The 14,544-nt window shown below is 71.5% G+C and carries 15 protein-coding genes; 12 read left to right on the top strand and 3 right to left on the bottom strand.

The window, feature by feature from the left end; all coding sequences use genetic code 11:
- Positions 1-87: 87 nt before the first annotated feature.
- Positions 88-798, top strand: coding sequence for a lipoyl(octanoyl) transferase LipB (gene lipB / locus B4E97_RS14975; protein ID WP_029209928.1), 711 nt, complete (start codon positions 88-90; stop codon positions 796-798).
- A gap of 12 nt (positions 799-810) precedes the next feature.
- Here lipB and B4E97_RS14970 read toward each other — a convergent pair whose 3' ends face one another.
- Positions 811-1,332, bottom strand: coding sequence for an ASCH domain-containing protein (locus B4E97_RS14970; protein WP_286960505.1), 522 nt, complete (start codon positions 1,330-1,332; stop codon positions 811-813).
- A gap of 181 nt (positions 1,333-1,513) precedes the next feature.
- On the opposite strand from B4E97_RS14970, the gene lipA reads away from it, so the two are divergent.
- The gene (lipA, locus tag B4E97_RS14965) at positions 1,514-2,524 is read left to right on the top strand and encodes a lipoyl synthase (RefSeq protein WP_286960503.1); all 1,011 of its coding nucleotides are present in this window, start codon (positions 1,514-1,516) and stop codon (positions 2,522-2,524) included.
- A 42-nt stretch (positions 2,525-2,566) separates the two neighbouring features.
- Positions 2,567-3,370 carry a DUF4191 domain-containing protein gene (locus tag B4E97_RS14960; protein WP_286960501.1) on the top strand — a complete coding sequence of 268 codons (804 nt, stop codon included), beginning with the start codon at positions 2,567-2,569 and terminating at the stop codon, positions 3,368-3,370.
- Between the two features lie 311 nt (positions 3,371-3,681).
- Here the strand turns inward: B4E97_RS14960 and B4E97_RS14955 are convergent, their stop codons facing one another.
- On the bottom strand, positions 3,682-4,146 hold the full coding sequence (locus tag B4E97_RS14955; protein ID WP_286960499.1) for an RDD family protein: 465 nt from the start codon (positions 4,144-4,146) through the stop codon (positions 3,682-3,684).
- Between the two features lie 145 nt (positions 4,147-4,291).
- Here B4E97_RS14955 and glnA point away from each other — a divergent pair, with 145 nt between their 5' ends.
- The 9 genes from glnA (at position 4,292) to B4E97_RS14910 (ending at position 12,825) form a co-directional block, all read left to right on the top strand.
- Positions 4,292-5,716, top strand: coding sequence for a type I glutamate--ammonia ligase (gene glnA, locus B4E97_RS14950; protein WP_029209923.1), 1,425 nt, complete (start codon positions 4,292-4,294; stop codon positions 5,714-5,716).
- Between the two features lie 85 nt (positions 5,717-5,801).
- Positions 5,802-6,506 carry a SanA/YdcF family protein gene (locus B4E97_RS14945; RefSeq protein WP_029209922.1) on the top strand — a complete coding sequence of 235 codons (705 nt, stop codon included), beginning with the start codon at positions 5,802-5,804 and terminating at the stop codon, positions 6,504-6,506.
- Positions 6,507-6,584: 78 nt separating this feature from the next.
- Positions 6,585-7,655, top strand: coding sequence for a [citrate (pro-3S)-lyase] ligase (citC, locus tag B4E97_RS14940; protein ID WP_286960496.1), 1,071 nt, complete (start codon positions 6,585-6,587; stop codon positions 7,653-7,655).
- 27 nt (positions 7,656-7,682) lie between these two features.
- A complete protein-coding gene (gene citD / locus B4E97_RS14935; RefSeq protein ID WP_286960495.1) occupies positions 7,683-8,033 on the top strand; it encodes a citrate lyase acyl carrier protein in 351 nt (116 codons plus the stop codon).
- Positions 8,030-8,953, top strand: coding sequence for a citrate (pro-3S)-lyase subunit beta (gene citE, locus B4E97_RS14930; RefSeq protein ID WP_286960494.1), 924 nt, complete (start codon positions 8,030-8,032; stop codon positions 8,951-8,953). Before citD ends, citE begins: the two co-directional genes overlap by 4 nt.
- Entirely contained in the window at positions 8,950-10,494 is a 1,545-nt protein-coding gene (gene citF, locus B4E97_RS14925) for a citrate lyase subunit alpha (RefSeq protein ID WP_286960492.1), read from the top strand. The genes citE and citF overlap by 4 nt, the downstream gene beginning before the upstream one ends.
- A complete protein-coding gene (citX, locus tag B4E97_RS14920; protein ID WP_286956805.1) occupies positions 10,491-11,009 on the top strand; it encodes a citrate lyase holo-[acyl-carrier protein] synthase in 519 nt (172 codons plus the stop codon). Before citF ends, citX begins: the two co-directional genes overlap by 4 nt.
- Entirely contained in the window at positions 10,993-11,916 is a 924-nt protein-coding gene (citG, locus tag B4E97_RS14915) for a triphosphoribosyl-dephospho-CoA synthase CitG (protein WP_286956808.1), read from the top strand. The genes citX and citG overlap by 17 nt, the downstream gene beginning before the upstream one ends.
- A gap of 39 nt (positions 11,917-11,955) precedes the next feature.
- Positions 11,956-12,825: a diacylglycerol/lipid kinase family protein gene (locus B4E97_RS14910; RefSeq protein WP_286960491.1), complete on the top strand. Its 870-nt coding sequence runs from the start codon at positions 11,956-11,958 to the stop codon at positions 12,823-12,825.
- 122 nt (positions 12,826-12,947) lie between these two features.
- On the opposite strand, the gene B4E97_RS14905 is transcribed toward B4E97_RS14910, so the two are convergent.
- Complete coding sequence (locus B4E97_RS14905; RefSeq protein ID WP_286960490.1) at positions 12,948-14,363, bottom strand: MFS transporter; 1,416 nt, start codon at positions 14,361-14,363, stop codon at positions 12,948-12,950.
- Positions 14,364-14,544 lie beyond the last annotated feature (181 nt).

The following is a 14,544-nucleotide window of genomic DNA, read 5'->3' as shown; positions in this document are numbered from 1 at the left end:
ACCACCCCGGCCGTCATCCACAGGCGGGGTTGTGAACGTTCAACGCCTGTGGACGAAGGAGTCGTCACGCGGTCGTATCGTGGGGGCATGCGTTTCGAGCACCTGGGCTTCGCGCCGGACCTGGTCGACTACCAGCAGGCCTGGGACCACCAGCGGGAGGTCCACGCGCAGGTCGTGGCCCGCGCGATCCCCGACACGACGCTCCTGCTGGAGCACCGGCGGGTCTACACCGCGGGCAAGCGCACCGAGCCGCACGAGCGGCCGTTCGACGGCACCCCGGTCATCGACGTCGACCGGGGAGGCAAGATCACCTGGCACGGCCCCGGGCAGCTGGTCGGCTACCCGATCGTCCACCTGCCCAGCAACCGCGACGTCGTGGCGCACGTGCGCCGCCTCGAGGACATGATGATGGGGGTCTGCGCCGACCTCGGCGTCGAGACCGCCCGCGTCGCCGGGCGCAGCGGCGTCTGGGTCATGGCCGACGATCGTGGTGGCGACCGCAAGATCGGGGCGATCGGGATCCGGGTCAGCCGGGACGTGACGATGCACGGCTTCGCGCTCAACGCGGACTGCGACCTGTCCTGGGCGCAGGTGATCGTGCCGTGCGGCATCGCCGACGCCGGGGTCACCTCGTTGTCCCGCGAGCTCGACCGGGACGTCACCGTGCAGGAGGTCCTGCCCCTCGCCGAGCGGCACCTCGCCCGCGTGTTCGACATGACGACCGCCCAGGCGGTCGAGGCGGCCCGCCAGCGTGGCACGGTCACCGGCACGACGCCGCTGCCCGAGCTCCTGCACTGACGACGCGCCCGCCTACGCGCGGGCGAGCACCTCGAACTCCTCGAGGACGACCGGCATGTCCGCCGCGAACGGGTGACTACCGTCGTCGACACGGGTGAAGAAGTCCTGGTGACCCGCGCGCCAGCCGTCAAGGCTCCCGTCACCTTCGCCCTCGGCCCAGGCATGAGCCGCCTCCACCTCGTCGAAGGGCACGACGCGCACGCGCGTGGTGCGCAGCAGCGCCCGCGGCGCGCCGGAACCGTCGCACAGGATGGTCACGGACCCCGCCTCGGGCATCGGCTCGCCGGCTTCAGCGTCAGCGTCGTAGGCCCAGGCCGGTGACGACGTCGTGGTCTTGCGGCCGGACAGGACCAGCGCGCACAGCTCGTCGGCCATCTCACGGGTGTCCCCGAAGGACCAGGCGGGCGGGCGCAGGACCGCGGACGAGGAGACCCCCTGATAGATCTCCTCCCCGGCGAGGCCGGAGCGCACCCGAGCCTCGGTCCAGAACGCCTCGACGAGCTTGGTCTGCGGGTCTGCGGGTGGGGTCGGCATGCGTTCACGGTAGCCCTGGTGCAGCGCTCGCACATCCGGACCCCGCCGTGCCGGCACCGCTGCATTGGGGGTGTGTCCGTGGCGCGGCGTACCCTGTGGGAACGGTCGCCCCCGCACCCCGGACGCGGCCGGTTGCTAGGGGTCGGCATACGGCCTGACGCACACGATCGCTAGGAGCACCATGACCGTCGCACCGGAGGGTCGTCGCATGTTGCGCGTCGAGGCGCGCAACGCGGAGACCCCCATCGAGCGCAAGCCGAGCTGGATCCGAACGACGGCCAAGATGGGGCCCGAGTACTCCCAGATGCAGTCGCGCGTGAAGGGCCAGGGCCTGCACACGGTGTGCCAGGAGGCGTCCTGCCCCAACATCTTCGAGTGCTGGGAGGACCGCGAGGCGACCTTCCTCATCGGCGGTGACGTGTGCACCCGCCGCTGCGACTTCTGCGACATCGCGACCGGGCGCCCCACCGAGCTGGACCGCGGCGAGCCGACCAAGGTCGCGCAGAACATCGCGACCATGCAGCTGCGCTACGCGACCGTGACCGGCGTCGCACGGGACGACCAGCCCGACGGGGCGGCCTGGCTGTATGCCGAGACGATCCGCGAGATCCACCGGCTCAACCCCACGACCGGGGTCGAGATCCTGCCGCCGGACTTCGGCGCCAAGCCCGAGCTGGTCGGCCAGGTCTTCGACGCCCGCCCCGAGGTGTTCGCGCACAACCTCGAGACCGTCCCGCGCATCTTCAAGCGCATCCGCCCGGCGTTCACCTACGACAAGTCGCTGCGGGTTCTTTCCATGGCCCAGGACGCCGGCCTCATCACCAAGTCCAACCTCATCCTCGGCATGGGTGAGCAGGAGCAGGAGATCGAGCAGGCCATCGCAGACCTGGTCGACGCGGGCTGCCACGTCCTGACCATCACGCAGTACCTCCGGCCGTCCAAGCTGCACCACCCCATCGACCGCTGGGTCAAGCCCGAGGAGTTCGTGCACTGGCGCGACCTGGCCCTCGACCGCGGGATGAGGGCCGTCATGGCCGGCCCCCTGGTGCGCTCGTCCTACCGGTCGGGCAAGCTCTACAGCCAGGCCATGCGGGAGTTCGGCCGTCCGCTGCCCGAGCACCTGTCGCACCTCTCCGACGCCGCCGACCAGACCACTCGCCAGGAGGCGTCCTCGCTGCTCGCGCAGCGCTGACGTCCCCCGAGCCAACCCCCATAGAACGGTAAGATCCGCCCCATGGCACGAGAAGCATCCGGCAGCACGAAGGCGTCCCGGTTCGGGCGCAACAAGGCGCCCAAGCAGCCCAAGGACCCCAACAAGCCCGGGCGCATCGCTCAGATGAAGCAGGCGTACGGCTTCGCCAAGCAGGTGGATCCCAAGATCACGCAGTGGATGGTCGGCGCGGCGCTGCTGACCCTGCTCGTCATGGTGGCCATCGGCTTCCTGGTGGGGCACCCCTGGTACTTCCTGTTCCTCGGCATCCCGCTCGCCGCGCTGGCCGCGATGATCGTGATGAGCCGCCGTACGGACCGCGGTGCCTACTCGATGATCGAGGGCAAGCCCGGTGCGACCATGGCCGCGCTGTCCTCCATCCGCCGCGGCGGCTGGTTCATCGAGCAGCAGCCCATCGCCGCGGACGGGCGGCCCAAGGGGCAGGACTACACCAACGTCGCCACGCTGTATCGCGCTGTGGGTCGCCCCGGCGTCGTGCTCGTCGCGGAGGGTCCGACGGCCCGCGCCAAGAAGCTCCTGGTCGAGGAGCGTCGCAAGGTCGAGCGCCTCGCGTCCGGCTCGCCCGTGCACCTGATGCGGGTCGGGGATGCGGAGGCGGAGGGGCAGACCGGTGACGTCGAGGTCGTGCCCGTGCGCAAGCTCGCCTCCAAGGTGCAGCGCCTGAAGCCGGTGCTGACCAAGGAGGAGGTCGCGGTCGTCAACAAGCGCCTTAAGGCCATGACGGGCGCCCGCGCCGGCGCCGGCGTCCCGGCGGGGATAGACCCGACGAGGGCGCGCGTGGATCGCAAGGGCATGCGCGGTCGCTGACGAGAGACGTATGCGGAGGTTGAGGGCCCTGGGCGAGGAACGAGCCTGGGGCCCTCGGCCGTAGCGGAGTCCGAGGAAGCGACCGAATCAGGCAGGTCGCTGACGAAGGGCGTATGCGCAGGTTGAGGGTGGTCCCGAGGTACGGGGGGCGGCCCTCAACCGTCTGCACGATCAGTTCCCGTCTGCACGACCAGCGCCCGTCTCAGCCACCATCCTCCGTCTCGTGCTGCAGCACGAGACGGAGGACGCAACCAGAGACGCGGGACGCAACCAGAGACGCTGGACGCGGGACGCGACGAGAGACGCTCAGGTCAGCGGGTGCGGACGATGACGCTGCCGGCGGCCTTGTCGTGCAGGCCCCGGCCGTCGCCGTCCCACACCACGGGCGGGATGACCAGCAGGAGCAGCAGGGTCCGCAGCGCGGCGCCCACGACGCCCAGCGGCCCTCCGGCGGCGCGGCGGACGTGCAGGCCGAGCAGGCGGTGGCCGATCGTGCAGCCGGCGGTGCCGACGAGCAGGACGTTCTCGACGGCGAACACGGCGAGCGGGATGAACGAGTCCAGTCCGGTGGCGCCGACCGGCATGCGGAACAACCCGATGGCGATGGCGCAGCACAGCAGCCAGTCGACGAGCAGGGCCAGCACGCGGCGTCCGAGCGGTGCCATGGCGCCTGGCCCCGACGCGGGGAGGCCGAGGCGCTCCCCGGCATACGCGCCCTGCTGGGTCAGCTGACCCGGTCCCTCGAGCCAGCCACCGACGTCCCTGCGATCCACCACCGGCTCAGGCTACCTGCCGGGCGGGGTTCGGCTGGACAGCGTGTAACACGCGGGAAACATTGGAGTCATGGTCGGGTAACGGCCTGCCCGTACCTTGGTGGGCAACAGGTCGGCCAGTCGGGCCGACGACACACAGGAGGACGATGTGTTCAGCACCCCTGAAGAGGTCCTGACTTTCATCAAGGACGAGGACGTCAAGTTCGTCGACATCCGGTTCTGTGACCTGCCGGGCGTGATGCAGCACTTCAACGTGCCGGCCCAGACGCTCGACGAGGACTTCTTCACGGAGGGCCAGGCCTTCGACGGGTCCTCGATCCGCGGGTTCCAGGCGATCCACGAGTCCGACATGAAGCTGCTGCCGGACGTCAAGACGGCCTATCTCGACCCCTTCCGCGTCGAGAAGACCCTGATCATGAACTTCTCGATCGTGGACCCGTTCACGGACGAGCCCTACAGCCGCGACCCGCGCAACATCGCGCTCAAGGCCGAGACCTACCTCAAGTCCACGGGCATCGCCGACACCGCGTTCTTCGGCGCCGAGGCGGAGTTCTACGTCTTCGACGACGTGCGCTACGCCAACAACGCGCAGACCTCCTTCTACTCGATCGACTCTATCGAGGCGGCCTGGAACTCCGGGCGCGAGGAGGAGGGCGGCAACCGCGGCTACAAGACGGCGTTCAAGGGTGGCTACTTCCCGGTGCCGCCGGTGGACCACTTCGCCGACACCCGCGACAAGATCTGCCTCAACCTGGACCGCGTCGGCCTGGAGGTCGAGCGCTCCCACCACGAGGTGGGCACCGCCGGCCAGCAGGAGATCAACTACAAGTTCAACACCCTGCTGCACTCGGGCGACGACATCATGAAGTTCAAGTACGTCGTCAAGAACACCGTGTGGGAGGAGGGCAAGACCGCGACCTTCATGCCCAAGCCGATCTTCGGCGACAACGGGTCCGGCATGCACACGCACCAGTCCCTGTGGAAGGACGGCAAGCCGCTCTTCTACGACGAGCAGGGCTACGGCGGCCTGTCCGACATCGCTCGCTGGTACATCGGCGGCCTGCTCAAGCACGCCCCGGCGCTGCTGGCGTTCACCAACCCGAGCGCCAACTCCTACCACCGTCTGGTGCCGGGCTTCGAGGCTCCGGTCAACCTGGTCTACTCCGCCCGCAACCGCTCGGCCTGCATCCGCATCCCGATCGCGGGCACGAGCCCCAAGGCCAAGCGCATCGAGTTCCGCATCCCGGACCCCTCGGCCAACCCCTACCTCGCCTTCGCCGCGCAGCTGATGGCCGGCCTGGACGGCATCAAGAACCGCATCGAGCCCCCGGAGCCGATCGACAAGGACCTCTACGAGCTGCCCCCGGAGGAGCACGAGCAGATCGAGCAGGTCCCCTGCACCCTCGAGGAGGTCCTCAAGGCGCTCGAGGAGGACCACGAGTTCCTGCTCGAGGGCGACGTCTTCACCGAGGACCTGATCCGCACCTGGATCGACTGGAAGACCGAGAACGAGGTGGCGCCGCTGCGTCTGCGCCCCCACCCCTACGAGTTCGAGATGTACTTCAGCATCTGATCGAGCCGTCGCCGAAGGGCCGTCCTGCCGCGTGCAGGGCGGCCCTCGTCGCGTCCCCAGGGGCATGGTGGTGGGAGGATGCCGTATGCCGAAGCCCGCCGTCTCCCCCACCGCCGCCCTGCGCTGGGGCGCCCTCACCGCCCTCCTCGGCGCAGCCGCCGCCACCGCAGCCGTCGCCGGGACCCGGGCCTGGGCCCTCGTCGCCGCCCGCGACCGGATCCACTCCCCCGGGTCCACGCCCGCGGCCGAGGTGGCGGTCGTGCTGGGGGCGGGCGTCCTGCCTGACGGGACACCGAGCCGCTACCTCGCCGCGCGTCTGGACCGGGCGCTGGAGCTGCTGCGGCTCGGACGGGTCGAGGTCATCGTCGTGTCCGGGGCCGACCTGCCCGGGGCGGACGAGCCCGGGGTGATGCGGCGGTACCTCGAGGACAACGGCGTCGACCCCGACCTCGTCGTCGAGGACCGGGAGGGCGTGGACACCTACGCCACCTGCTGGCGGGCGCGACGCGTCTACGGCCTGGAGCGGATCGCACTGGTGAGCCAGGCCTACCACCTGCCGCGGGCCCTGGCGATCGCCGGCGCGGCGGGGCTGGACGCGGTCGGGGTCGCCGACTGGTCCGTGAAGCGCCCCCTGGCCGGGACCGACCGCAACGCCTGGGCCTACGGCGTGGCCCGCGAGTGGGCCGCCGGCGCCAAGGTCCTGGCCGACCTCGTCCGCCCCCGGCGCGAGGACGACCCCGAGCACGACCCCGCCGTGCAGCGCGCGCTGGCGCACGCGCGATCACGGTGACCGGTCGGGGGGCCGGGCGGTCGGCATACGGCCACCCCGCCGGAGGCGCGGCCGGGCCCACGCCGTAGTGTCCAGAGCGTGGATGACGACCTCGACATCATCTGCGTGGACCCCGGTGAGGACCCCGCCGCGATGGAGCGCATCCGGACGCTGCTGGCGAGCCAGGACCTCGAGATCGACTCCGGCGTCGAGGAGTTCGTGACCTTCCAGCACTACGGCCGGGTGCTGGCCTGCGCCGGGCTGGAGGGTCAGGTCGTCAAGTGCGTGGCCGTGGACCCGTCCCTGCAGGGACGCGAGGTGCTGCTGCCGCTGATGACGGAGATGACCTACGTGGCCCTCGACCGGGGCGTCACCCACCTGTTCATCTACACCAAGCCGGACTACCGGCCCCACTTCGAGGCGTGCGGCTTCCACCACCTGGCGACCGTGCCCGGTGTCGTGACCCTGCTCGAGAACACCCCCCGCGGCCTCCCGGCCTACTGCGAGCAGCTGGCGCACCTCCGGCGCTACCGCGACAAGGTGGGTGCCGTCGTGCTCAACGCCAACCCGTTCACGCTGGGGCACCGCCACCTGCTGAGCCGGGCCGTGGCGGACTGCGAGGTGTTGCACGTCTTCGTCGTGGCCGAGCGGTCCAGCAGCTTCACCTTCGACGAGCGCTACCGGCTCGTGGTGGCCGGCGTCGAGGAGATGCCGGAGCGGGACCGGATCATGGTGCACCGCGGGTCGGCCTACCTGGTGAGCCGGGCGACCTTCCCGAGCTACTTCCTCAAGGACTCCGGGGTCGTCGACCGCGCCGGCACCGGGCTCGACCTGCTGATCTTCCGCCGGCACGTCGCGCCGGCCCTCGGCATCACCGACCGCTACGTCGGCACGGAGCCGTTCTGCCCCGTCACCCGTGCCTACAACGCCGACATGCACCGCTGGCTCGAGACGGAGCCGCTCGACGCCGCCCCCGTGCGCGTGCACGAGATCCCGCGCGTGGAGCGGGACGGCGTCGCGATCTCCGCCTCGGAGGTCCGTCGTCGCCTGGCCAACAAGGACCTCGTCGCCCTCGCCGGCCTCGTGCCGGCCCCCACCCTCGCCCTGCTCACCACCAAGGTGCAGGCCGACCGCCCCCGGGCCGAGCTCGTGCCCGCCGCCGTCGGCTGACCGCGCCACCACGACAAGGAGGTCGTCATGCGCATCGCCCAGGACGCCATCGCGGGCACGCTCGAGTCGAGCGACGTGATGGTGAGGGTCGCTCCCCCGCCGGACGGGGAGGACGGGCTGGAGATCGACGTCAGCAGCGCGGTGCTGGCGCAGTTCGGCCACCAGATCCGGGCCGTGGCCGACGAGGTGGTGTCCGCGCTCGGCGTCACCGCCGGTCGCATCACGATCGAGGACAAGGGGGCGCTCGACTGGGCGATCCGGGCGCGGCTGCAGGCGGCGCTGGTGCGCGGCTGCGGCGTCCCCCTCGACTGGACGGCGCTCCAGGCCGCCGAGGGTGCACCTGACGGCAGCGACGACGACAAGGGGGCGCAGGCATGATCACCGCTGCGACCATGCGCGACCCCGGGGCCATGCCCCACCGCTCCATGCTGTTCGTCCCCGGGTCCAACGCCTCGATGATGAGCACGGCCTACGTCTACGGCGCGGACGCCATCATGTTCGACCTCGAGGACGCCGTCGCCCTCCGCGAGAAGGACTCGGCGCGGCTCATGGTCTTCCACGCGCTGCAGTCCCCCGTCTACGCGGGCACGGACACGGTCGTCCGGATCAACCCCTTGGACACGCCCTACGGCCGCGACGACCTCGAGGCGTGCGTGCGCGCCGGCGCCCGGACGATCCGGCTGCCCAAGACCGACTCCGCCGACGACATCCGCGAGCTCGAGCACGAGGTGGAGGACATCGAGCGGGACTGCGGACGCGAGGTCGGCTCCACCCGGCTCATGGCGGCGATCGAGTCGGCGAGCGGCGTGGTCAACGCCGTCGAGATCGCCCAGGCGAGCCCGCGGATGGTGTCCATCGCCCTGGCCGGCTTCGACTACGTCATCGACCTGCAGACGACGCGGAGCCGCGAGGGGACCGAGCTGTTCTACGCGCGGTGCGCCGTCCTGCACGCCGCGCGGGTGGCGGGCATCGCGGCCTACGACGTGGTGTGGTCGGACGTCAACGACGAGGAGGGCTTCCTCGCCGAGGTCGAGCTGATCAAGCGGCTCGGGTTCAACGGCAAGTCCCTCGTCAACCCGCGACAGGTCCCCCTGCTGCACGAGGCCTTCGCCCCCACCGAGGACGAGCTGGCCCACGCCCAGGTCGTCGTCGCGGCGGCCGAGAAGGCCGAGCGCGACGGCCTCGGCGTCGTCTCCCTCGGCGGCAAGATGATCGACGCCCCGATCATCGTCGCCGCCCGCCGCACCATCGCCTTCGCCGACGCCTCGGGCGTCCGTCGCCAGGAGCGTCACGCATGACCGCCACCGACCTGCCCGTCACCCACCCTGCGCCCGATGACCTGCCCGACCTCGCGGCCTTTGGCCAGGGACTGCGGCCGTATGCCGGATGGGCCCGCACGACGCCCCACCTCATGGCGCCCGACCCCCTGGGCCGCAAGGTCCGCCGCAGCCTAGAGGAGGCCATCGAGGCCAGCGGGCTGCGCGACGGCATGACCATCTCCTTCCACCACCACTTCCGCGAGGGCGACAAGAGCATCAACCTCGTGGTCGACACCATCGCCCGGATGGGCCTGCGGGACCTGACCCTGGCCTCCAGCTCGCTCAACCGCTGCCACGCGCCCCTGGTGCGGCACGTGCAGGACGGCGTCATCACCCGGATCTACACGTCGGGCATGCGCGGCGAGCTCGCCCGGCGCATCAGCGGGGGGCTGCTGGAGCACCCGGTCATGATCCACAGCCACGGCGGACGGGCCGCTCTCGTGACGTCCGGCGAGCTGCACCTCGACGTGGCCTTCCTGGGGGTGTCGGCGTGCGACGCCATGGGCAACGCCAACGGCGTCACCGGGCGGTCGCACTGCGGGTCGCTGGGCTACGCGATGGTCGATGCCGAGCACGCCGACAAGGTCGTCATGCTCACGGAGGAGATCGTCCCCTATCCCAACACCCCGGTGAGCATCAGCCAGGACCGGGTCGACCACGTCGTGGTGGTCGACGAGGTGGGCGACCCGTCCAAGATCTCGGTGGGGGCCGCGCGCCTCACCAAGGACCCCAAGGAACTGCTCATCGCCCGCCTCGCCGCGGACGTCATCGAGCACTCGGGGTGCTTCGAGGACGGCTTCTCGATGCAGACCGGCTCGGGCGCGGGTGCCACCGCGGTGACGCAGTTCCTCGGACCTCGCATGCGCCACCAGGGGATCAGCGCGGGGTGGGCCCTCGGTGGCATCACGGGTGGCATGGTCGACCTGCACCGCCAGGGTCTGGTGCGGCGCATCCTGGACGTGCAGGACTTCGACACGGTCGCGGCCCAGTCGCTCGCCGAGAACCCCGACCACCGGGAGATCAGCGCCAACGAGTACGCCAACCCGTTCTCCAAGGGCGCCTGCTCCGACGGGCTGGACGTGGTCATCCTCTCGGCCCTCGAGATCGACCTCGACTTCGACGTCAACGTCATCACCGGGTCCGACGGACTCATGATGGGTGCGAGCGGCGGGCATTGCGACGTGGCGGCCGGTGCCAACCTCGCCGTCGTCGTCGCGCCCCTGATCCGGTCTCGCATCCCCGTGGTGGTCGACAAGGTCACCACGAGGGTGACCCCCGGGGAGACGATCGGCGTGCTCGTCACCGACCACGGCATCGCGGTCAACCCGGCGCGCCCAGACGTCGAGGAACGGCTCCGAGCTGCGGGCCTGCCCGTGACGACCATCCACCAGCTCTACGAACGGGCCGTGTCGATCACCGGTGTGCCCCGTCCGATCGAGCGCGGTGACCAGGTGGTCGGGGTCGTGCGCTACCGCGACGGGAGCGTCATCGACGTCGTGCGGCAGGTGCTCGCGCCGTGACCACGACCACCCCGGCGCAGCTGCTCGCCGCCCGCGACGACCGGGTCCGTCGGCGTCGCTCCCTCCAGGGACGCCACCCGGGGTCGGTGGTCGTCGGCGTCACGCTCGTCACGCCAGGACCGGTCAAGAGCTCGCCCACCCTGGTGCGGATCAGGGACCGGGCGGTCACGGCGCTGCGGGGACAGGCCGCCGAGCTGGGCTGGCCGGTGCTCGACCGCGAGGAGCGCGACGGCGCCGCCGGGCCCGAGGCGCACCTGGTCCTGGACGTCCCGACCGGTGACGCCACCACCGTCAAGCGGGTGCTGGTCGGGCTGGAGGACTCGTGCCCCGGCGGGCGGCTGTGGGACCTCGACGTCCACGACGGCGAGCGGACCGTCTCGCGCACCTCCCTGGGCCGGGCGCCTCGACGCTGCCTGGTCTGCGCGGAGCCGGCCCACGCCTGCGCGCGCTCCCGGGCCCACGACCTGGCCGACCTGACCACCGCGGTGGAGGCGCTCCGTGCTGCCCACCGCTGAGCAGATCCCGACCTCGATGAGCTCCCAGGAGGCCACGGTGACCGCCCTGCACGACCGCGACCAGGCCCGTCGCCTCTCCCGGCTCGCGACGGAGGCCCTGCTGGCCGAGGTGGAGCTGAGCCCCAAGCCCGGTCTCGTCGACCCCACGTCGTGCGCGTCGCACGACGACATGGACGTCGAGACCTTCCGGGCGAGCATCGACGCGATCTCGCCGTGGTTCCCGGTCCTGCACGAGACCGGTCGCGCGGGCCACCGCGACGGGCCGGCCCGCTTCCTCGAGCGGCTCCGGCGCCCCGGCATGGGCTGCGAGGACGCGATGTTCGCGGCCACCCGTGGGGTCAACACGCACAAGGGAGCCGTCTTCGCCTTCGGTCTGCTGCTGGGCTGCGCCGGCCGGCTGGCGGCGGGCGGGCTCCCCGTCACCGTCCACACCCTCACGGCCCTCGCCGGCCGGATGGCGCGCCCCCTCGTCGAGGTCGAGCTGCCCTCGGTGGACCGGCCCGGCACCTATGGCGAGGTCGCCTTCGTGCAGCACCGGCTCGCGGGTGCGCGGGGTGAGGCGGCGAGCGGCTACGCGTCCGTCCGCCTGCGTGCCCTCCCGGCCTACCGGGCGGTCCTCGAGGACCGGGGCGATCAGCGGGCGGCGCTGCTGCAGGCGCTGCTGGTGCTGCTGGCGACGACCGACGACACCACCCTCGTCAAGGACGGCTCCCTCGACGGGCTGCGGCACGTCCAGCGCAGCGCTCATGAGCTCCTCGAGACCGGTGGGGTCCGGGCTCCGGACGCCCTCACCCGCCTCTGCCGGCTCGATGCGGACCTCACGGCTCGTCGGCTCAGCCCCGGGGGGTGCGCCGACCTACTGGCCGTGACCCACTTCCTCGCCCACCTGCCGAGCGGCGACGACTAGGCTGACGCCGACCCGTCCGACCGCCCGAAGGCCCCCCGCATGAGCGTGACCCTGCTGGTCAACCCGGCCTGCCGGGCAGCTCGGCGACGGGCCGGCCTCGCCGAGCAGGTCCGACGGGCTCTCCCCGGGCCGTATGCCGACGCCACCGTCGTCGCCAGCCGGTCCCTGGAGGACGTCACCGCCATCGCCGCCGCCGCACGGCCGGACGACGTGGTGGTCGTGCTGGGTGGCGACGGCACGTTGCGGGCCGCCGCTGCGGGCGCGTCGAGGTCCGGGTCCGTCATCGCTCCCCTGCCCGGCGGCAGCGGCAACGACCTGTGCCGCCACCTGGGCATCCCCCTGGACCCGGTCCGCGCGGCGCGGGCGACGGCGTCCTGGACCGAGCGGCCGATCGACCTGGGGGACGTCGACGGCCAGGTCTTCCTCACGATCGCGACGCTGGGCTTCACCGCCGCCATCAACGAGCAGGCCAACCGCGTGCATCGTCGCGGCCCCTTCATCTACGTCGCCGCGGCCGTGGCGCTGCTGCCGCGGGTGCGGCCCACGAGGGTCGTGCACGTCATCGACGGTGCGGCCACACCGGTCGACGCGTGGATGGTGTCGATCGCGATCACGAGCAGCCAGGGCGGCGGCATCCTGGTCGCGCCCGGGGCCGAGGCCGACGACGGTCTGCTCGACGTCGTCAGCTATGACGCACGGACGTGGGGCGGCTTCGTCGCGAGCCTGGTCGCCACGCTGCTGAGGCGGCCCATCGCCTCGCGCGCCGTGCAGCACCGCCGGGCCCGCTCGCTGCGGCTCGAGACCCCCGACCCCGTGCCCGTCTATGCCGACGGTGAGCGGGTGGGGACCACGCCCTGCACGATCCGCGTGCGGCCTGGAGCCGTGCGGCTGCTCGGGCCCGCTCGCTGAGCGGCCGCGTGCCGGACGCCGCCCGCACGGTCCGCGGCGTCCGGCATACGACCTCCCGGGCACACCCCTGGTGGGTGGCACCTGGCTCGCGACGTCTCCGGCACCCGCACCTCAGCGTCGGCTCACGACAGGGGCGTGCCTCCGGCCTCGGCGCGCAGGCGGAGGTACTCCTCGCGCGGGATCGGCTGCGCGTCCGGCCGACCCAGGTCGTCGAGGTGGACGTTGTAGGTCTCGCGCGCCGAGAACGCCGCGATGGCAGCGATGCAGGTCACGACGAAGGCGAAGGCGCCGATCTTGAGCGGGATGCCCGTGGATCCCGGAGGCGCGATCGCGGCGAACAGCGCCGGGAAGAAGGCGGTGATCATCGTGCCGATGTTCTGCGCGATCGCCATCGCCGAGACCCGGGTCTTGGTGGGGAACAGCTCGGGGTAGAACGCGGGGAAGGTGGCGTTGTAGCCCTGGTAGACGATCCCCCACATCAGGATGGACATCACGATCGCCAGGACGACGTTGTGGCTGCTGATGGCCGAGAGGTAGAAGTAGGCCAGCAGCCCCGAGCCGAGGGCGCCCACGATGATCGGCGGCCGCCGCCCGATGCGGTCCGACAGCGATCCCACCCACGGGATCAGGATGCAGGCCACGACGTTGCCGATGACCGGGATCCACAGGTCGACGTCCTTGTCGAACCCCACCCCGTAGGACTTCTGCACGGCGTACGCCGCCCCGAAGATCGTCGCCACGGTGGGGATGACGTTCATCAGCGCCATGCACATGACCCGCACCATGTCCGCGAACGAGTGGCGGAACGCGCCGACGATGGGCGACTCGGGCAGCTGCCCCTCCTCCAGCTCCTCCACGAAGGCCGGCGACTCCTCGACGCTGCGCCGGATGTACCACCCCGCGATGATGACGAAGGCGCTCATCAGGAACGGGATGCGCCAGCCCCAGCTGTTGAAGGAGCCCTCGCTCATCACCGCCGCGAGGGGCAGGAACACGGCGGCCGCCAGGATCTGGCCGAACTGCGTGCCCTGCAGGGTGAACGACGCGAAGTAGCCGCGGCGGCCGAAGGGTGCGTGCTCCACGATCATCGAGGAGGCACCGGAGATCTCGCCGGCGACGGCGAACCCCTGGACCAGGCGCAGGACGACCAGCAGGATCGGGGCGAGGATGCCCACCTGCTGGTAGGTCGGCAGGAGCGCGACCGCCATGGTGGAGACACCCATGAGGAGCATGCAGAGCACGAGGACGTTCTTGCGGCCGTGCAGGTCACCCCACCGGCCGAGGTAGAACGCGCCGATGGGCCGGGCGACGTAGCCCACGCCGTAGGTCGCCAGGGACGCGACGATCGCCACGGTGGGGTTGCCCTTGGGGAAGAAGATCTCCGGGAAGACGAGCGAGGCCGCCTGCGCGTAGATGAAGAAGTCGTAGTACTCCAGGGCGCTGCCGATGAAGCCGCTGGCCGCGGCCTTGCGGGGGCTGTGGGCGCCGGCGGGCTCACGGTTCTGGGCGGCGACCGGGTCGCCGTGCTGATCGGTCATGGGACGGTCCATTCGTCGTCGGATGGGCGCCTCGTGGGGGACGGGTCCCGACGCGAGCCGAGGACAGTAGACAGAGCGACCGGCCGGCAGGAAAGAGGCGGTCCGAATCTCGGACACCCGTCCGTTCAGCGAACGCTGGATCGCCCGCGCACGACGGCGCCCCGCCGGATCACGAGGATCC

The organism is Arsenicicoccus sp. UBA7492 (genome assembly GCF_002479615.1).
GTDB classification, from domain to species: Bacteria; Actinomycetota; Actinomycetes; order Actinomycetales; family Dermatophilaceae; genus Arsenicicoccus; species Arsenicicoccus bolidensis.
This window is presented reverse-complemented; position numbering and strand designations above follow the sequence as displayed.

Excerpts from the sequence above, each read along its gene's own strand:
- lipB (WP_029209928.1), top strand. The coding sequence starts at position 88 with ATGCGTTTCGAGCACCTGGGCTTCGCGCCGGACCTGGTCGACTACCAG.
- B4E97_RS14970 (WP_286960505.1), bottom strand. The coding sequence starts at position 1,332 with ATGCCGACCCCACCCGCAGACCCGCAGACCAAGCTCGTCGAGGCGTTC.
- lipA (WP_286960503.1), top strand. The coding sequence starts at position 1,514 with ATGACCGTCGCACCGGAGGGTCGTCGCATGTTGCGCGTCGAGGCGCGC.
- B4E97_RS14960 (WP_286960501.1), top strand. The coding sequence starts at position 2,567 with ATGGCACGAGAAGCATCCGGCAGCACGAAGGCGTCCCGGTTCGGGCGC.
- B4E97_RS14945 (WP_029209922.1), top strand. The coding sequence starts at position 5,802 with ATGCCGAAGCCCGCCGTCTCCCCCACCGCCGCCCTGCGCTGGGGCGCC.
- citD (WP_286960495.1), top strand. The coding sequence starts at position 7,683 with ATGCGCATCGCCCAGGACGCCATCGCGGGCACGCTCGAGTCGAGCGAC.
- citE (WP_286960494.1), top strand. The coding sequence starts at position 8,030 with ATGATCACCGCTGCGACCATGCGCGACCCCGGGGCCATGCCCCACCGC.
- citF (WP_286960492.1), top strand. The coding sequence starts at position 8,950 with ATGACCGCCACCGACCTGCCCGTCACCCACCCTGCGCCCGATGACCTG.
- B4E97_RS14910 (WP_286960491.1), top strand. The coding sequence starts at position 11,956 with ATGAGCGTGACCCTGCTGGTCAACCCGGCCTGCCGGGCAGCTCGGCGA.
- B4E97_RS14905 (WP_286960490.1), bottom strand. The coding sequence starts at position 14,363 with ATGACCGATCAGCACGGCGACCCGGTCGCCGCCCAGAACCGTGAGCCC.